A 17,946-nucleotide genomic window follows, 5' to 3' on the forward strand; every position below is an offset into this window, starting at 1 on the left:
TGTATTCCAAAATTAAACATTAAAGTATTATGACAAGATTTTACTCTTCCTCCATAGGAAGAAAGTTTATGATGGCTTTAACAGGCTTTTTTCTCATGATTTTTTTACTGGTGCATTTAGGAATAAATTTAACTCTATTTGCAGGTAATACAGATAATGAAGGAAAACTATTGCCTAAAGAAGAAGTGATTTTTAATCAGGCGTCACATTTTATGGCAACTAATCCCTTAATCCAGATCATGCAATATGTACTGGCTTTTGGCTTTATCTATCACATCTTCTTAGGTATTATATTAACCTCCAGAAATCAAAAAGCAAGAGGAAAAGAACGTTATGCCGTAAATCAGTTTTCAGCAAACACTCCTTTTAATTCAAGAACTATGATTTATACAGGGTTGTTAATTTTAATATTTTTATTATTACACCTTTATAATTATTTTGTTCCCATTAAATTCGGTACGGTAGGAGATGATTATTTATTAGTGACAGAATTATTTAAAAGTCCAGTATATACCTTAATATACGTCTTGGCTTTTATATTTTTAGGATTGCATTTAAGTCACGGATTTGCATCTTCTTTCCAGTCAGTTGGATTTAATCATAAAATTTATACTCCTGTTATTAAAATACTGGGAAAAGCATATTTTATATTTATCGCAGTTGGATTTGCCGCAATTGCAATTTATTTTTACTTCAAAGGCAATGGTTTAATTTAAATTATTTTAAGAAAATACTATTATGGGTATAAAATTAGAATCAAAAATACCGGAAGGAGATATCCATGAAAAATGGAAAAATCATAAAGATCATATGCGTTTGGTTGCGCCCAATAACCGAGGAAAAATAGATATAATTGTAATAGGTACAGGATTAGCGGGAGGTGCAGCAGCAGCATCGTTAGCAGAGATGGGGTATAATGTAAAAGCTTTCTGTTATCAAGATTCCCCGCGACGAGCGCACTCCATTGCAGCTCAAGGAGGGATCAATGCAGCTAAAAATTATCAAAATGATGGCGACAGCGTTTACAGATTATTTTATGATACAATTAAAGGAGGAGATTACAGAGCGAGAGAAGCAAACGTATACAGACTAGCTGAAGTTTCCAATTCAATCATAGACCAATGTGTGGCACAAGGAGTACCTTTTGCAAGAGAATACGGAGGATTATTAGATAACCGATCATTCGGAGGTACACAGGTACAAAGAACCTTTTATGCAGCAGGACAAACCGGACAACAATTATTACTAGGTGCATATTCCGCAATGAACAGACAAATAGGTAAAGGGCGTTTACAAATGTTTAATAGACATGAAATGCTCGATCTGGTTGTGGTTGATGGAAAAGCTCGTGGAATTATAGCCAGAGATCTGGTAACCGGAGAAATACAAAGACACTCTGCTCATGCGGTTGTTATTGGTTCAGGAGGATATGGAAATGTATTTTTCTTATCAACCAACGCGATGGGATCGAATGGAACAGCAGTTTGGAAAATACATAAAAAAGGGGCAGCCTTTGGTAATCCTTGTTTTACACAAATTCACCCGACTTGTATTCCGGTTCATGGAGATCAACAATCCAAATTAACCCTAATGTCAGAATCTTTAAGAAATGACGGGCGAATTTGGGTACCTAAAAAAATTGAAGATTCACAAGCTATACGTGCAGGAAAATTGAAACCTACTGAAATAGCTGAAGAAGACAGGGATTACTATTTGGAAAGAAGATATCCGGCTTTTGGAAATTTAGTTCCAAGAGATGTGGCTTCACGTGCAGCAAAAGAACGATGTGATGCAGGATACGGAATCGAAAATAATGCTACCGGAGAAGGAGTTTATTTGGATTTTTCTTCATCTTTTGTAAAATACGGTAAAGAAAAAGCAAATGAGCTGGATATTCACAATCCATCACAAGAAGAAATTATTAAATTAGGAAAAAAAGTAGTTGAAGAAAAATATGGAAACTTATTTACCATGTATGAAAAAATTACAGGTGATAATCCATACGAAACTCCAATGAAAATATATCCTGCAGTGCACTATACTATGGGAGGAATTTGGGTCGATTATAACCTAATGAGTACCATTCCGGGTTGTTTTGTAACGGGTGAAGCTAATTTCTCTGATCATGGAGCTAACCGCTTAGGAGCGTCAGCCTTAATGCAAGGGTTAGCCGATGGGTATTTTGTTTTGCCGTATACTATTGCTGACTATTTGGCCGATGATATACGTACCGGACCGATATCAACAGACTTACCGGAATTCGTAGAAGCTGAAAAACAAGTCAAAGATAGAATTCAACATTTTCTAACCAATAAAGGAACTAAAACCGTTGATTATTTCCATAAAAAATTAGGTCGTGTCATGTGGAACAAAGTAGGTATGGCTCGGGATGAAAAAGGATTAAAAGAAGCAATCTCTGAAATAGAAGAAATCAGAAAAGAATTTTGGAGAGATGTTAAAGTACCGGGTTCCGATAATACAATTAATATGGAACTTGAAAAAGCGGGTAGAGTGGCAGATTTCCTAGAATTAGGTCAATTAATGGCCATGGATGCATTAAATAGAAATGAATCATGCGGAGGACATTTCCGAATTGAATACCAAACAGAAGACGGTGAAACGCTGCGTAATGATGAAGAATATTCTTATGTAGCCGTTTGGGAGTATAATGGTGAAGATTTAAATAAAGAAATTCTGCATAAGGAAGATCTAAATTACAAATACATTAAAATAGCAGCAAGAAATTATAAATAACCTGTAAATAAAAATAAAAAAATGGCAGGAAAATTATTAAACCTAACACTAAAAGTTTGGAAACAAGCAGGTAGGGGACAAAAAGGAAAATTTGAAGAATATAAATTAGAAGGAGTATCTACTGAAAGTTCATTTTTAGAAATGTTAGATATGCTAAATGAGCAATTAGTGGAACAAGATAAAGAACCCGTTGCATTCGATCATGATTGTCGTGAAGGAATATGCGGAATGTGTTCACTATATATAAATGGAAGGGCTCATGGTCCGGATCGAGGAATAACCACTTGTCAATTACACATGAGAATGTTTAATGATGGTGACACTATTGTTATTGAACCTTGGAGATCAGCAGCTTTTCCTGTAATTAAAGATTTAATTGTTGATAGAACTGCATTTGACAGAATTCAACATGCCGGAGGATTTGTTTCTGTGAATACTTCAGGAAATACAATTGATGCTAATGCGATACCAATTGAAAAAGAAAAAGCAGATAAAGCATTTGCTGCAGCCGCTTGCATTGGTTGTGGAGCTTGTGTGGCTACTTGTAAAAATGGATCAGCCATGTTGTTTGTTTCTGCTAAAGTTTCTCAATATGCATTATTACCTCAAGGTAAAATAGAAGCTACCCGCAGGGTATTAAATATGGTTAGAAAAATGGATGAAGAAGGATTTGGTAACTGTACCAATACAGGAGCTTGTGAGGTTGAGTGTCCTAAAGGAATTTCTCTTGAAAATATAGCCAGAATGAACAGAGAATTTCTACATGCCAGTATTGTAAATGATATTAAGGCAGAATAATTGTCAAATATTTTTAAGTATAATTTACAGTTCGAAGCGTACGTTTCGAACTGTTTTTTTATTTTATAATCTCATCTACTATATTAATATTTTGTATCAGTATATAATCCGAAAACTATTTATCCCAAAAAAGATAAAGATATATTACGAGCTTAATTGATCCGTAAACGTTAATAATCTTTCATAATTATTATAATTCAGAATTACCTTTGGTAAAATTTCAAATGAATTCAAAATATTATATTTCCTTATAATAAGTTTTCCTTCTTTTATGATTGATAGGATTATAATCCTTCCATAACAATTGAATACTTTTATTATCTGCTAATTCAGGATTAGTTTCCAAATATTTAACACCTTTATTGTTAAATAAATCAAAGAATTCTTTCAAAACAATGGCAGTAATTCCTTTCTTTTGATAATCGGGATGGATGCCTATCAAATAAAAATTAGCCCATTCATTATTTTTGGAAGCTCTTAGTAAATGATACCATCCGAATGGAAATAATTTCCCTTTCGCTTTTTGTAAGGCTACTGAATAGGAAGGCATGGTTATGGCAAAACCCACTAAATTATTACTTTCATCCGCAATACAGATGACATAATCCTTATTTATAAATGGAATGTATTTTTCCTTATAATATTGTATTTGCTTATCTGAAAAGGGAACATAAGTAGGTAAAATCTTGTAGGTATCTTCTAACAATTTAAAAATTTCATCCGCTCGCTCAATTAATTCATCTTTCGTTTTAAACTGTAAAGATTTTAGTTTATATTTTTGCTTTAATAAGTCGGAGAACCGAATAACTTTATCCGGTAATTCTTTAACAACTTCAATGTAAAATTCAACCCATTCATTAGCTTCAGTAAAACCTAATTTTTTAAAATGATCATGATAATAAGGAAAATTATAAATACCAATCATAGTTGCTAATTTATCATATCCTTTACTTAAAAATCCCGCCTTATCAAGATTAGTAAAACCAACCGGTCCTTCAACTCGTTGAATACCCTTTTCCTCAGCCATTTCATAAGCTTTATCTAAAAGTCTTTTGGTAACTTCAAGATCATCTATAACATCAAACCAACCGAATCGTAGTTTCTTTATACCGGAAAATTTTTCCTCATTTTTATTGATAATCAAAGCAATTCTTCCAACGATTTCATTATCCCTGTAGGCAAGAAATTTTTTACATGTTGAAAATTCAAAAACAGGATTTTTAGTTTCGTCGAAAATTGCCATTTCTTCAGAAATTAGCGCCGGTACATAATAAGGATTATTCTTATAGAGTTTAGTTGGAAATGTTACAAAATTTTTTAAATCTGATTTCGTGATAACCTCGTTAATACTAATTTTGTTCATGTACTGTTAGATTTACAAGTCTTTTTGGTTTTACAACTAAAAAGTTATAATTTTAGCAAATATACTTAGTATAAATTAATTTTAAAATTTACAAGAATAATAAGTCTATAAAGAATTTAAACAAATATGGTAAACGATCCCATTTATTTATTAATAACAGCAATTATTTTCATAGTAAGTACGATTGTCCAAGGACAATTAAAATCAAAATTTGAAAAATACTCCAAAACAAGGTTATCTAATGGATTGAGCGGAAAAGAAATTGCAGAAAAGATGTTACGAGATAATGGAATAACCGATGTTAAAGTTACATCAACTCCCGGAATGTTAACAGATCATTACAATCCGGTAAATAAAACCGTCAATTTATCTGAAGGCGTTTATAACCAGCGGTCTACAGCCGCAGCAGCGGTTGCTGCTCATGAATGCGGACATGCCGTACAGCATGCCGTTGGATATTCCATGTTACAATTACGTTCCCAATTAGTTCCCATAGTAAGTATTAGTTCTAAATTTCTACAATGGGTGTTATTAGCAGGGTTAGCTATTATGGCATTTTCCGGAAATACGCTTATATTAGGAATAGGGATTGGCTTATTTGCCATAACTACCCTTTTTGCATTTATCACCTTACCGGTAGAATATGATGCCAGTAACAGAGCATTGAAATGGTTAGAAAATAATCATGTCGTTCAACCCGGTGAATATGATGAATGTAAAGATGCTTTGAAATGGGCAGCAAGAACTTATTTAGTATCAGCTGTTGGGTCTTTAGCTCAATTAATTTATTTCGTCATGATATTTTTAGGAAATAATCGAAGAAATGACTAACTAATCTAACTAATAAGCCAATCATAACGAGTTATGAATTTTATAAATCCTATATATTACGGAGTTGAAGGAATCAAAGAAATCAATAAGTATATCCAAAGTTATCATCCTTCCAAAATAGTTTTTTTGGTGGATGAAAATACGCATGAGCTATGCTACCCGAAAATTATTACTGAAATTGAAAGTTCTGCTGAAATTGAAATTTTGGAAATTGATTCAGGAGAACATAATAAAAATTTATATATATGTATAAATTTATGGGAAGCTTTAACAGAACTCAAAATAGATAGAAGAGCCTTACTGATAAATGTTGGAGGGGGAGTACTTACGGATATGGGAGGATTTGTAGCAAACTGTTACAAGAGAGGAATTCCTTTCATAAATATTCCAACCACACTTTTAGCAATGGTGGATGCTTCCATTGGAGGAAAAACGGGCGTTGATTTAGGCAGTCATAAAAATCAAATAGGTAACTTTGTTTTACCTCAATTAGTCCACGTAGATGTTGGTTTCCTTACTACGCTTCCTACCGAGCAAATTTTAAGCGGTTTTGCAGAAATTATTAAGCACGGACTAATTGCAGATAAAAAATACTGGGAAGAAATAATTCGTTTAGATGATCGAAATCCGAATTATTTAGAACCATTGATAAAAACCAGTATTGAAATTAAAAAGAAAGTAGTTTCAAATGATTTTACCGAATCAGGATTAAGGAAAATATTAAATTTTGGTCATACCGTAGGTCATGCAGTAGAAAGTTTCTTTTTAGAAAATAACACCCCTATTTTGCATGGAGAAGGGGTAGCCATGGGAATGATTGTAGAAAGTTATATTTCCATGAAAAAAGGCTTTCTTTCTTATCCCGAATATGAAGAGATTAATCTATATATTTCCTCCTTGTATCCTAAATTAATTCTGAAGAAAGACTATTTTGATGATATTTTTTCATTCATGCAAAACGATAAAAAAAATGTGAACCGGGAAATTAAATTTGTTTTGTTGGAAAAAATAGGACAAGCAGTTTATGATATTTCTGTGGAAAAAGAACATATTAAAGAGGCAATTTATTTATATATAGAGTAAGAAGGTTGAATATGGTTTAATTAACCATTTGAGAAAATATAATTAGCTAACTCTAATAGGTATCATTTTTTTCAATCAATCTATATATGTATATGTAGATTTCATTTTGCAAAACCAATAAAAATCTATATATTTGCACTTCGAAAAAAATAATTAAAAAAATTTTGATCTATGAATCATTACGAAACTGTTTTCATTTTAACTCCCGTTCTGTCTGATTCTCAGGTAGAGGAAGCAGTTAAATCATTTGAGGCTTTACTCAAAGAAAACAATGCAACTATTGTAAACCAGGAAAACTGGGGATTAAAAAAATTAGCATATCCAATTCAACTTAAAAGAAATGGATTTTACAATCTGATTGAGTTTCAAGCTCCCGGAGAAATTGTTAATACATTAGAATTAGCATTCAAGAGAGATGAAAGAGTATTAAGATTCTTAACTGTGAAATTAGACAAGCACGGGGTAGAATGGGCTAGAAAAAGAGAAGAAAAAGTTAAATCATTAAAAAAATAAGACATGGCAATTGATGAATTAGCAAAACAGGCAGCAGGAGGAAATGTCAGTGAAGTAAAATTCTTAAGTCAATTAGATATTGAGACTAAGACAGAAAAAAAATATTGCCGTTTTAAAAAATACGGTATAAAATACGTTGATTATAAAGATCCTGATTTCTTATTGAAATTTGTAAATGAGCAAGGTAAAATCCTTCCAAGAAGACTTACCGGAACATCTTTAAAATTTCAAAGAAAAGTATCTCAAGCAATTAAAAGAGCAAGACATTTAGCATTATTGCCATATGTTGGAGATCAATTAAAACCTTAATTTAAAGAAAAAAAGAGATCATGGAAGTAATTCTTAAACAAGACGTTGAAAATTTAGGACTAGAGTTTGACGTGGTTAGCGTAAAACCGGGTTATGCTCGTAACTTTTTAATACCAAAAGGATTTGCTTTATTAGCAACTCCTAAAAATAAAGCAGCATTAGAAGCTACTTTAAAAGAAAGAGAAGCAGAAGAAGCAGCTCAAGTTAAAGCAGCTAACGATATCGTTGCAAAATTAAAAGAAGTAGTAGTTTCTATTCCTGCAAAAGTAGGTGCCGGCGATAAATTGTTCGGTTCTATTAACAATTCAGACCTAGCAGAAGCATTAGCAAAAGCCGGAGTTAATGTAGATAAAAAATACATTAAAATTCCTGGAAATACTATTAAAAGATTAGGAAAATATACAGCAAAAATTCGTTTACACAGAACCGTTGAATATGACTATTCCTTTGATGTAGTTTCCGATGGAATTGCTGCAGAAGAATAATATACTTGTAAAAAGTAAATACAATACAAAAAACTGTCAGTTTAACTGACAGTTTTTTTATTGCTTAAATTCTTGGCTTATTTTATTTCTTATCTTATCTTTGATAAGAAAAATTATTTAAAATATGAAAGTAGCAGATGTTGCAGAACTTTTAAAACAACTGGCGCCTGAGTCCAATGCAGAAAACTTTGATAATGTTGGTTTATTAGTTGGAGACCTTCAAGCTGAAATATCAAGCATTTTAATAACCCTGGATTGTTTAGATGAAGTAGTAGACGAAGCAATTCAAAAAAATTGCAATATGATTGTTACCTTTCATCCCATAATTTTTTCGGGTATGAAATCAATTACCGGTAAAAATTACGTTGAAAAAGCAGTTATTAAAGCCATCAAAAATGATATAGCAATCTATGCCATTCATACGAATTTAGATATAGCTAAAGAAGGTGTTAATTATGAAATATGTAAGCGTTTGCATATTAAAAACAGTAAACCGTTAATTCCTAAAATTAGAAGCATTAAAAAGCTGCAAACATTTGTTCCTTTGACGCATTTTACCCAAGTACAACATGCATTATTTAAAGCCGGGGCAGGAGAAGTAGGGAATTATAAAAATTGCAGTTTTAGAGTTGAAGGAACCGGCACATTTTTACCAACAGAAAATTCTAATCCTTTTATTGGCAAAAAAAACGTAATTGAAGAAGTACAAGAGGTATTGATTAGTGTAATATTTGAGGATTTTAAACAAGCAACCGTTTTAGAAGCATTACGAAGATCTCATCCTTACGAAGAAATTGCTTATGAAATTTTCACTTTAGATAATGTAAATCAAGAATTAGGTATGGGTAGAATAGGAGAATTGGAAACCTCATTATCTCAAGAACAATTCTTATCATATCTTAAAGAAAATTTGCCTACCTCATGTATTCGCCATACCAATTTAAAAAATAAACAAGTCAAAAAGGTAGCAGTTCTAGGGGGAGCAGGTAGCTTTGCAATAAAAAACGCGTTAAATGCCGGAGCAGATGTTTTTGTGACGGCAGATATAAAATATCATGAATTTTTCCAAGCAGAAGGAAAAATTCTTCTGGCAGATATCGGACATTATGAAAGCGAGCAGTTCACTAAAAATTTATTGCATAATTATTTACGTGAAAAATTAAATAATATCGATATTTTACTCTCTGAAATAAATACAAATCCGATAAACTATTACTTTAAATAATAGTTGAGTTTTAAAACTCCTTTTTATAAAATTATGACAATTAATTTAGATCTATCATAAAATATGATATTACAAGATTAATCAACTATATTGTAAATAATAGATGCTAAAAGACTAATTTTTTTCCTTAAGCATATTTTTAATATAAAGAAACTATATTAAATAATAAATTAATAATTTAACTAACCAATGAATGTTCGTTAAGCAAATACCTCATGCTATTGAAACATATTATAAAATTTAGTAACTTTGTAAACTTTAATAAGATATAAAAACATAAATTCCAAAAATAATTATAATCAACCCTATGATAAAGAAAAAAGCAGATAATACTACTGTTGAAGAAAAGTTGAGAGCATTATATGATTTACAAATCATAGATTCCCGCCTGGATGAATTGAGAAACTTAAGAGGAGAATTACCTATTGAAGTGGAAGATTTAGAAAACGATATAGCCGGATTGGAGAAACGAATAGGGAAAATGGAAGATGAAGTAGTTCATCTGAATAATGAGATTAAAGTAAAAAATGAATTAAACAAAAATTCAGAAGCTCAAATAAAAAAATATAAAGTACAGCAAGATAATGTACGTAACAATCGTGAATTTGAAGCATTAACAAAAGAAATTGAGTATCAAGAATTGGAAATTCAATTACAAAATAAAAAAATAAAAGAAATCAATGCTAAAATTGAGTTTAAAAAAACTCAGATAGAAGAACAACGTACCAAATTATCTAATTTCCAAGAACATCTTAAATTTAAAAATTCCGAATTGTCCAATTTGATAAAAGAAACTGAAAAAGAAGAAAATTTCTTATTGGAAAAATCGGAAGAATTTGCTTCTAAAATTGACGAAAGATTATTAAATAGCTATCGTCGTATTAGAAAAAGTTCTAAAAACGGTTTAGCTATAACCAGCATTGATCGTGGTGCTGTGGTAGGATCATTCTTTACCGTTCCTCCTCAAAAACAAGTTGAAATTGCTTCCAGAAAAAAAATTATTTTGGATGAACACAGCGGAAAGATTCTTGTAGATGAATATTTAGCAGGAGAAGAACAACAAAAAATGAAAGACTTATTAAAATAAGATACCAATATCTTTTAAATAAAAAGGCCTATTTCAATTGAAATAGGCCTTTTTTTATTTTAGATAAAGTTTTAATTGAAAGAGATTAAAATGTAAAGAAAATAATATTTAAACATAAAATAGTAAATATTTATACATTAAATCTTATTTTATATTTTATTTATAAAATATATTGGTCTACTATTTGACAATAATTAAATATTATAAAAAAAATAAAATAGGTTTTAAAATATTTTTATAGATTTGTTTATCGCAATAATAGGATAGCAAAGATTTATTTAAGATTCTCTTTCATAAATCAACTATAATCCAAAAATAGTCATGAAAAAGAAAATAAATGAACTTATTGATCGATTAGAACTTCATCCAATCTGTTTACCTATAAATAAAAAAGAATTAGAGCAGGTAGTAAAAATACTATTTTCCAAAATGTTTCCGGTCTGTGAGAGAAAAAATCGACGTAAAATAGAGCAAGAACTTACATCCGTTTATAATATCTTATTGGAAAATATTTCCAAAATTATCAATACTAAGGCCGCAGAATCAATAGTAAATACTTTTTTTGATAAAATTCCTTCGATTCAGGAAGCATTATATAAGGATGCAAATGCCTTTTATAAGAATGATCCCGCAGCAGATTCATTGGAAGAAGTCGTATTGGCATATCCCGGTTTTTTTGCGTTGGCAGCTTATCGTATTGCCCATGAATTTCATAGGTTGGAGGTTCCTATAATACCTCGTATTTTTTCTGAATATGCACATGCAAAAGTAGGTATAGATATACATCCCGGAGCACAAATAGGAGAGAGTTTTTTTTTAGATCACGGTACGGGAACAGTCATTGGAGAAACAACCATTATCGGAAACAATGTTAAAATATATCAAGGAGTAACTTTAGGAGCTTTGTATGTAACCAAGAATCTGTCTAAAGTTAAAAGACATCCTACCGTTGAAGATAATGTTGTGATTTATGCAGGAGCTACCATTTTAGGAGGAGATACAGTTATAGGCCATGATTCAATTATTGGAGGTAATGTATGGATAACAAAATCCATACTTCCTTACACATTGGTGTATTATTCTTCAGAAATGAAAATTAAAACCGTGAAGGATTTCAAAGAACCTATTAATTATGTAATTTAAAACTTATAATAACCATAAAATTTCAAAAGCAAATCGTCATGAAAATAAATAGTATTTTAGAAGCCATAGGAAATACTCCCCATGTGAGATTACCCAAAATATTTCCCGATCATGAAGTATACATTAAACTAGAAAAACAAAACCCCGGAGGGAGTATCAAGGACAGAATTGCTTTAGCAATGATAGAAGATGCTGAAAAAAGAGGAATTCTTAAACCCGGTGGAACCATTATAGAACCGACTTCGGGAAATACAGGAGTGGGATTAGCATGGGTTGGAACGGTTAAAGGGTATAAGGTTATATTAGTTATGCCGGAATCCATGTCTATTGAACGCAGAAGACTTGCAGCCGCTTATGGTGCTGAATTGGTATTGACTCCCAGAGAAAAAGGAATGAAAGGAGCTATTGAAAAAGCGGAAGAGTTACAAAAAAATACTCCAAATTCATTTGTTCCTCAGCAATTTAAAAATCAAGCCAATCCTAAAATACATGCACATACAACCGCTAAAGAAATTGTTCAGGATTTTCCGGATGGAATAGATGTTCTAATTACCGGAGTGGGAACAGGAGGACATATTACCGGAGTAGGCGAAGTATTAAAACAAAAATTTCCTTCTGTAAAAATCTTTGCAGTAGAACCCACTGAATCTCCTGTTATTGCAGGAGGAAATCCGGGACCTCATGCAATTCAAGGAATTGGTGCAGGATTTATACCGGAAACTTTAGATACAAAAATTCTTGACGGTTCCATACAAATTACAAAAGATGAAGCGTTTAATTATGCAAAGCTTTTAGCTAAAAAAGAAGGAATTTTAGGTGGTATATCCACCGGAGCTTCTTTGGCTGCTGTTGCTAAAAAAATACAAGAATTGAATCTTCCTTCAAATGCTAAAATTTTAACATTCAATTACGATACCGGAGAAAGATATTTTTCTGTTGAAGGTTTATTTTAAAACCTTTTAATCAAAAATATAAATGCAAAAAAAATTCCGATAAATACTTATCGGAATTTTTATTTAAATTTTTTATTTTTCTAAAAATTCTTTAATCTTTTGAATTTTATTTTGAGCATGGCTCAGTTTGCTTTCAAATTCATCTTTAGAAGATAACGTATCTTGCACGGAGAAATAGAATTTAATTTTCGGTTCAGTTCCTGAAGGTCGACAAGCTAATTTAGTTCCTTTATCTGTAAAGAAAATTAATACATTTGATTTGGGAATATCGATTGGTGTTTTTTCTCCCGTAATCAAATTTAAAGAGGTGGAAGATTGATAATCATCTAGTTTAACAATTTTTTCACCTACTAATTCTTTAGGAGGATTACTTCTAAATTCTTCCATCATTTTCGCGATTTGTTCTGCTCCATCTTTACCTTTTTTAACGATTGAAACCAATTCTTCATAATAGTATCCTACTTTGGTGTATATTTCAATCAATTTATCAAATAAAGTTTTACCTTCATTTTTAGCTTCCTGAGCCGCTTCACAAGCAACTAAAATTGATGAAATGGAATCTTTATCACGAACATAGTCACTTGGCATAAAACCGAAACTTTCCTCACCGCCGCAAATAAATTTTTCTTTACCTTCAGCTTTTCTAATCAAATCGGCAATCCATTTAAAACCGGTTAAACCTACTTTACATTCTACACCATAATATTTAGCTAAAGGAAAAAATATGTCAGAAGTAACAATAGTTGAACCGATAAATTGGTTACCGTCTATTTTACCGTTTTCTTTCCATTTTCCTAAAATATAATCAGTAATAACCGTGTTGGTTTGATTCCCGTTTAAAAGTACTAATTTACCGTCTAAACCGCGTACGGCTACTCCTAAACGGTCTGCATCGGGGTCGGTACCGAATACGATATCTGCATTTTGTTCTTCGGCATATTTTAAAGCTAACGATAAAGCTTCCGGTTCTTCCGGATTTGGGGATTTTACAGTAGGAAAATCTCCATCGGGATTTTTTTGTTCCGGTACAATAAATACATTTTCAAAACCTGCTTCGGCCAAAGCATCAGGCAATATTTTTATGGAAGTTCCGTGTAAGGAAGTATAAACAATTTTTAAGTCTTTTTTACCTTTTAAATAGGAAGTATTTTCAACCGCGGCATGGATAAATTTTTGATCTTCTTCTTCCCCTAAATAGGTAATTTTGGAATCATCACCGTCAAATTTAATATCGGCAAAATCAACCGAACGAACTTCTTTTATAATAGCAGAATCATGAGGAGGAACAATTTGAGCTCCATCATTCCAATATACTTTATAACCGTTATATTCCGGTGGATTATGAGAAGCTGTCAATACAATCCCTGCATCGCATTTTAAATTACGCACGGTGAAGGACAGTTCCGGTGTGGGACGAAATTCTTTATATAAGTAAACATATATACCATTGGCAGTAAGAACATCAGCTACCAATTTAGCAAACGTGTCGCTGTTATGTCTCACGTCAAAAGCTATGGCTACTGTAATTTTTTTATCAGGAAATTGCTGATGCAGGTAGTTAGCCAAACCTTGGGTTGCTTGACCATAGGTATATTTATTCAACCGATTTGTACCTATACCCATAATTCCACGCATTCCTCCCGTTCCAAATTCGAGGTTTTTATAAAAAGCATCATCCAATTCTTTTGGATTAGAATTAATTAAGTTTTGTACAGCCTTTTGAGTTTCTTCATCAAAAGGAGGTTGTAACCATGTTTTTGCAATTTCTAATGAATTCATATAATAATAATGTTAATTTTATAATTATTTAAAATTGATAACCGCGAGATCTTTTTGTTGAATGTTCTTAGCGGGATTACCAATTACGGTTATTTTCGTATTGTCGGATATTCTTCCAACCAATTTGCTTTTTACATTTATTTCTGCAGTGGCAACATCGGAAAGCTCAACATTTGCTTCAGATACTTCTAAAAACGGCGCAGTAAAGTCACTTGTATCACTGGCAGTTAAATGTAATGTATTACTCGTCCCTTTTAAATTTATCTTGGAAACATCGCTCACATTTACATTCAATTCATCGGTAATCACTGTGTTGGCTATAAGTTTAGAAACATCATTTAAATTAATGGATAATTTTGAAACTCGTAATTGAGAGTTTATGTCAACATTAACAAGATCATGAATGTCAAATGTTTCGATCTGAGGATTGTAAACATATACATTATAGAGATCAGGATCTTTAACGTTATCAATTTCAGAGATAGTTAATTTTCCGTTGGAATCATCAATTTTTAAGTTATCGATCAAGTTCTTATAAGATTCTATTACAATTCTCGGATTATTGCTGTCATATAAATAGATCAATCTATAGGAGCCATTGGCTAAAATTTCTTTTACAGGACTAATTTTAAGTTCTTTGGTAGTTACTTCTCCTTCTCCTTTAATAGAACGAGAACAAGAAAGTAAAACGATAGATAGTATACATAAAATGCTATAATGTACTAATTTTTTCATGTTAATTAATATTTAGATATTGTGAAACCGTATAATCATCTTTTTTTCCTCGTTTTAATTGTACGATTAATTCTCCTAAAAATCCGGCAATAAATAACAAAGTACCTAAAATCATCATAGTTAAAGCTATGTAAAACAAAGGATCATTAGTAACCAGTTGAGCAGGAATTTTTTTCCATACTTTTATCAATTTATTGATGCCTATCCAAGCGGAGGATATAAAACCGATGATAAACATTAAAGTACCAATAAAACCAAAAAAATGCATAGGTCTTGTTCCAAAGGTGGACATAAACCAAACGGTAATTAAATCTAAAAATCCGCGTACGAATCGATTGGCACCAAATTTTGATTTTCCATATAGTCGCGCTTGATGAGGTACTTCCTTTTCAGTTATTTTAGTAAATCCTTCATTTTTTGCCAATACAGGTATGTAACGATGCATATCGCCGTGTACGTCGATGGCTTTAGCTACTTCATTTCTATAAGCTTTTAACCCATTATTAAAATCATGCAATCTGACCCCTGAAGTTATTTGAGCGGCTTTATTAAATAATTTAGAAGGAAGATTTTTTGTTAGAACATTGTCGTATCTTTTCTTCTTCCAACCGGAAACCAGGTCAAAACCATCTTCAACTATCATTTTCCTAAGTGCAGGAATTTCTTCGGGAAAATCTTGTAAATCGGCATCCATAGTTATGATTACTTCTCCTTTCACTACTTTAAAAGCAGCATTTAAAGCTTGAGATTTTCCATAATTTTTAGCAAATTTAATACCTTTTACTTCCGCATATTGTTGGCTGAATTTTGAAATGATTTTCCAGGATAGGTCGGTGCTTCCATCATCTACGAAAATGATTTCATAAGTATAGTTTTCTTTTTCACATACGGTTTGTATGCGATTCAATAATTCTTGCAATGATTCTGCTTCATTGAGCAGGGGAATGACTATAGATAGTTGCATTAGGTTTTCTGGTTCTAAAAAATATTGACAAAAGTACGGATATTATAAAGTAAAAAAAGTATAGCACACTTAAAATAATGCAGGAATTTTTAAACGTGAAAAAAGATTCCTTTTCAGTTATTCTTGTTTGAATATTGTTTACGTATTCCTTATATTTTAACGTAATTGCTTCTGTTGGGTGTTCAATGGATGCATATTCGGAAGTAAGATTTTCCAACATTTTATTTAATCCTTGATTTTGCAAAAGTTGTTGCGCATCTTGATCTATATAATTGAAAAATAAAGCTATAAAAAGGAAGGAAAGAGTACCTCCTATAAACATCGTCGTAAATGAATATTGTAAACACGTTAGAAAAGAAAGTTTTTCATAATTAGTCAGTTTATATAGCAATAGTATCGATGCTAACGTATAAAGAGCAGGAAGAACAAAAAAATTTACCTGAATACTAATTATATAATAATTAAATCCTATAAAGTAAAAATATACAGCAAAAAATAAAATAAGAGTAATTGCTGCCAATAATAATCCGTAATGCGTAGGTTTATTTTTCATATCGATATGAAAGCAAATTTAACGTTTTTTGCAATAATCGAAAAAATATCCTTTATTTATGCTTATAAATCGATTAGATTCCAAAGAATAAAAAATATACACCTGCAGAAACTTTTTCAATGAAATTTTTTAAAATTTAAACAGGTGTAATAAAAAATAATCAGCCGGATTGAAAAAAAGTGGTTTTTATCGTGTTAACGGATAATATTTATCATGGATGTATTTATCAATCCAAGAGTAAAAATTAATTAATTCTTTAGTATTAATTTTACCCTCATTTCTCCATTCATTAAGAAGTACGCCCGATTGTTCCAATATATCATTTTCAATCGATATAAGTTTAGGATAAACCGATACTAAAGTAGGAACATGAATATAATCTGATCCTTCTCCTTTTTGTATGGGAAATAATTTCTTTTTTATTGTTGTGGCCCATTCATCCATTGATGTCGAATTGTTTGAATCAGCAGTTAAAACTTTGGGAAATATTTGATTGGAATTTATCCATAAAGGAATGCTAACAGAGCCCAGCGAAGAACCTAAAATAGTCCAGGCAGTAGTAAGTAAAGGCGTTTCGTTAGGTTTAACTCCTTGAATAACTACCACGGATGCAGTATAATAACGAGGTATAAAATCTCTGAAAGCTGAAAATTGCTCAGGATATTTGGTCAAGTCAACTTTGGTCAAACCATGAACTAAAGATCTGGAAACATTTTGTAAAAAGTATTTTGGAGTAAGAGAATTAGTAAGAGAAGCCGAATATAACAATTCCTGTGCGCGAAGGAATCTACTATATCCTTTACCATCTTCAGGTTTGCCTGAAAAAGAATAATTCGTACGTATCAGATATCCAAAGGGTGCCACATCAGGATTATTAGCGTCGTATTTAACAAATCCCTGATTTCCTGTTTCATAATAAGCTGCACCACCGTGTGCATCAATAACTCCGAAATTTGAACTTAAGCGCAAAGGCTTTGGAAGATGAGAAAGTAAGTTTTCAAAGTCTTCAAGAGTGGAACAAGTTTCCAGTGCAAGTCTCATTATTTCTCCATCTTGTCTTTGATCCTCTTTCAATTCAGGATAATTGAGGTTATAGCTGTCAGAATTCATGATGGCAAATCCCGCACTATTATGTCCGTTCAGTATATTTTTATTGTCTTTATCCTCGGGGTTAGTCATTCCTATAAAAGAATATTTTCCACGATTGGAATAAACCATTCGACTATGTAGGGTGGTCGTGTCCCTATTTTTATATAATAAAGGTCTTCCGTCAGGAGTGGCTTTACCGGATATCACGGCAGTAGTACAGCCGGATCCTATTGCCATTGAAAAAATTAAAATAGTTATAAGAAAATATTCTTTCATAGGTAA

General features: G+C 31.6%; 18 protein-coding genes. 12 read left to right on the forward strand and 6 right to left on the reverse strand.

Annotation, left to right across the window (positions count from 1 at the left end; translation table 11 throughout):
- Positions 1 to 29 precede the first annotated feature (29 nt).
- Genes GFV00_RS00740 through GFV00_RS00750 form a run of 3 tightly spaced genes read left to right on the forward strand, consistent with a single transcriptional unit; the run spans position 30 to position 3,552 of the window.
- The gene (locus GFV00_RS00740; RefSeq protein ID WP_160543224.1) at positions 30 to 716 is read left to right on the forward strand and encodes a succinate dehydrogenase cytochrome b subunit; all 687 of its coding nucleotides are present in this window, start codon (positions 30 to 32) and stop codon (positions 714 to 716) included.
- Positions 717 to 738: 22 nt separating this feature from the next.
- A complete protein-coding gene (locus GFV00_RS00745) occupies positions 739 to 2,754 on the forward strand; it encodes a fumarate reductase/succinate dehydrogenase flavoprotein subunit (RefSeq protein WP_160543225.1) in 2,016 nt (671 codons plus the stop codon).
- 21 nt (positions 2,755 to 2,775) lie between these two features.
- On the forward strand, positions 2,776 to 3,552 hold the full coding sequence (locus GFV00_RS00750; protein ID WP_105297739.1) for a succinate dehydrogenase/fumarate reductase iron-sulfur subunit: 777 nt from the start codon (positions 2,776 to 2,778) through the stop codon (positions 3,550 to 3,552).
- A gap of 238 nt (positions 3,553 to 3,790) precedes the next feature.
- Here the strand turns inward: GFV00_RS00750 and GFV00_RS00755 are convergent, their stop codons facing one another.
- Positions 3,791 to 4,915 (reverse strand): GNAT family N-acetyltransferase, encoded by a 1,125-nt coding sequence (locus tag GFV00_RS00755; protein WP_160556709.1) that lies wholly within the window; start codon positions 4,913 to 4,915, stop codon positions 3,791 to 3,793.
- Positions 4,916 to 5,041: 126 nt separating this feature from the next.
- Between GFV00_RS00755 and GFV00_RS00760 the strand changes: the two genes are divergently transcribed.
- The 9 genes from GFV00_RS00760 (at position 5,042) to cysK (ending at position 12,544) form a co-directional block, all read left to right on the forward strand.
- Entirely contained in the window at positions 5,042 to 5,746 is a 705-nt protein-coding gene (locus tag GFV00_RS00760; RefSeq protein ID WP_160556708.1) for a zinc metallopeptidase, read from the forward strand.
- Between the two features lie 33 nt (positions 5,747 to 5,779).
- Positions 5,780 to 6,829 carry a 3-dehydroquinate synthase gene (gene aroB, locus GFV00_RS00765; protein ID WP_160556707.1) on the forward strand — a complete coding sequence of 350 codons (1,050 nt, stop codon included), beginning with the start codon at positions 5,780 to 5,782 and terminating at the stop codon, positions 6,827 to 6,829.
- Between the two features lie 171 nt (positions 6,830 to 7,000).
- Positions 7,001 to 7,342, forward strand: a complete 342-nt coding sequence (rpsF, locus tag GFV00_RS00770) for a 30S ribosomal protein S6 (protein WP_105297735.1) — start codon at positions 7,001 to 7,003, stop codon at positions 7,340 to 7,342.
- Positions 7,343 to 7,345: 3 nt separating this feature from the next.
- The gene (rpsR, locus tag GFV00_RS00775) at positions 7,346 to 7,651 is read left to right on the forward strand and encodes a 30S ribosomal protein S18 (RefSeq protein ID WP_055425972.1); all 306 of its coding nucleotides are present in this window, start codon (positions 7,346 to 7,348) and stop codon (positions 7,649 to 7,651) included.
- Positions 7,652 to 7,671: 20 nt separating this feature from the next.
- Positions 7,672 to 8,136: a 50S ribosomal protein L9 gene (gene rplI, locus GFV00_RS00780; RefSeq protein WP_160556706.1), complete on the forward strand. Its 465-nt coding sequence runs from the start codon at positions 7,672 to 7,674 to the stop codon at positions 8,134 to 8,136.
- Positions 8,137 to 8,260: 124 nt separating this feature from the next.
- Positions 8,261 to 9,361, forward strand: coding sequence for a Nif3-like dinuclear metal center hexameric protein (locus GFV00_RS00785; protein WP_160556705.1), 1,101 nt, complete (start codon positions 8,261 to 8,263; stop codon positions 9,359 to 9,361).
- Between the two features lie 310 nt (positions 9,362 to 9,671).
- Complete coding sequence (locus tag GFV00_RS00790; protein WP_105298147.1) at positions 9,672 to 10,448, forward strand: zinc ribbon domain-containing protein; 777 nt, start codon at positions 9,672 to 9,674, stop codon at positions 10,446 to 10,448.
- 321 nt (positions 10,449 to 10,769) lie between these two features.
- Complete coding sequence (epsC, locus tag GFV00_RS00795) at positions 10,770 to 11,591, forward strand: serine O-acetyltransferase EpsC (RefSeq protein ID WP_160543229.1); 822 nt, start codon at positions 10,770 to 10,772, stop codon at positions 11,589 to 11,591.
- A gap of 38 nt (positions 11,592 to 11,629) precedes the next feature.
- Positions 11,630 to 12,544, forward strand: a complete 915-nt coding sequence (cysK, locus tag GFV00_RS00800; protein ID WP_160556704.1) for a cysteine synthase A — start codon at positions 11,630 to 11,632, stop codon at positions 12,542 to 12,544.
- Positions 12,545 to 12,616: 72 nt separating this feature from the next.
- On the opposite strand, the gene GFV00_RS00805 is transcribed toward cysK, so the two are convergent.
- The 5 genes from GFV00_RS00805 to GFV00_RS00825 all read right to left on the reverse strand — a co-directional run bounded on the left by GFV00_RS00805 (position 12,617) and on the right by GFV00_RS00825 (position 17,940).
- Entirely contained in the window at positions 12,617 to 14,323 is a 1,707-nt protein-coding gene (locus tag GFV00_RS00805; RefSeq protein ID WP_160556703.1) for a phospho-sugar mutase, read from the reverse strand.
- A 24-nt stretch (positions 14,324 to 14,347) separates the two neighbouring features.
- Positions 14,348 to 15,058: a GIN domain-containing protein gene (locus GFV00_RS00810; RefSeq protein WP_160556702.1), complete on the reverse strand. Its 711-nt coding sequence runs from the start codon at positions 15,056 to 15,058 to the stop codon at positions 14,348 to 14,350.
- 1 nt (position 15,059) lies between these two features.
- Positions 15,060 to 16,022, reverse strand: a complete 963-nt coding sequence (locus tag GFV00_RS00815) for a glycosyltransferase family 2 protein (protein WP_160556701.1) — start codon at positions 16,020 to 16,022, stop codon at positions 15,060 to 15,062.
- Positions 15,988 to 16,575 carry a DUF4199 family protein gene (locus tag GFV00_RS00820; RefSeq protein WP_160556700.1) on the reverse strand — a complete coding sequence of 196 codons (588 nt, stop codon included), beginning with the start codon at positions 16,573 to 16,575 and terminating at the stop codon, positions 15,988 to 15,990. The genes GFV00_RS00815 and GFV00_RS00820 overlap by 35 nt, the downstream gene beginning before the upstream one ends.
- Before the next feature lie 186 nt (positions 16,576 to 16,761).
- Entirely contained in the window at positions 16,762 to 17,940 is a 1,179-nt protein-coding gene (locus GFV00_RS00825; RefSeq protein WP_160556699.1) for a carcinine hydrolase/isopenicillin-N N-acyltransferase family protein, read from the reverse strand.
- Positions 17,941 to 17,946: the final 6 nt, after the last annotated feature.

It is taken from the genome of Apibacter sp. B3935, from assembly GCF_009827705.1.
Classification (GTDB): Bacteria; Bacteroidota; Bacteroidia; order Flavobacteriales; family Weeksellaceae; genus Apibacter.

Coding starts and splice junctions, on each gene's coding strand:
- GFV00_RS00740 (WP_160543224.1), top strand. CDS start 30: ATGACAAGATTTTACTCTTCCTCCATAGGAAGAAAGTTTATGATGGCT.
- GFV00_RS00745 (WP_160543225.1), top strand. CDS start 739: ATGGGTATAAAATTAGAATCAAAAATACCGGAAGGAGATATCCATGAA.
- GFV00_RS00750 (WP_105297739.1), top strand. CDS start 2,776: ATGGCAGGAAAATTATTAAACCTAACACTAAAAGTTTGGAAACAAGCA.
- GFV00_RS00755 (WP_160556709.1), bottom strand. CDS start 4,915: ATGAACAAAATTAGTATTAACGAGGTTATCACGAAATCAGATTTAAAA.
- GFV00_RS00760 (WP_160556708.1), top strand. CDS start 5,042: ATGGTAAACGATCCCATTTATTTATTAATAACAGCAATTATTTTCATA.
- aroB (WP_160556707.1), top strand. CDS start 5,780: ATGAATTTTATAAATCCTATATATTACGGAGTTGAAGGAATCAAAGAA.
- rpsF (WP_105297735.1), top strand. CDS start 7,001: ATGAATCATTACGAAACTGTTTTCATTTTAACTCCCGTTCTGTCTGAT.
- rpsR (WP_055425972.1), top strand. CDS start 7,346: ATGGCAATTGATGAATTAGCAAAACAGGCAGCAGGAGGAAATGTCAGT.
- rplI (WP_160556706.1), top strand. CDS start 7,672: ATGGAAGTAATTCTTAAACAAGACGTTGAAAATTTAGGACTAGAGTTT.
- GFV00_RS00785 (WP_160556705.1), top strand. CDS start 8,261: ATGAAAGTAGCAGATGTTGCAGAACTTTTAAAACAACTGGCGCCTGAG.
- epsC (WP_160543229.1), top strand. CDS start 10,770: ATGAAAAAGAAAATAAATGAACTTATTGATCGATTAGAACTTCATCCA.
- cysK (WP_160556704.1), top strand. CDS start 11,630: ATGAAAATAAATAGTATTTTAGAAGCCATAGGAAATACTCCCCATGTG.
- GFV00_RS00805 (WP_160556703.1), bottom strand. CDS start 14,323: ATGAATTCATTAGAAATTGCAAAAACATGGTTACAACCTCCTTTTGAT.
- GFV00_RS00810 (WP_160556702.1), bottom strand. CDS start 15,058: ATGAAAAAATTAGTACATTATAGCATTTTATGTATACTATCTATCGTT.
- GFV00_RS00815 (WP_160556701.1), bottom strand. CDS start 16,022: ATGCAACTATCTATAGTCATTCCCCTGCTCAATGAAGCAGAATCATTG.
- GFV00_RS00820 (WP_160556700.1), bottom strand. CDS start 16,575: ATGAAAAATAAACCTACGCATTACGGATTATTATTGGCAGCAATTACT.
- GFV00_RS00825 (WP_160556699.1), bottom strand. CDS start 17,940: ATGAAAGAATATTTTCTTATAACTATTTTAATTTTTTCAATGGCAATA.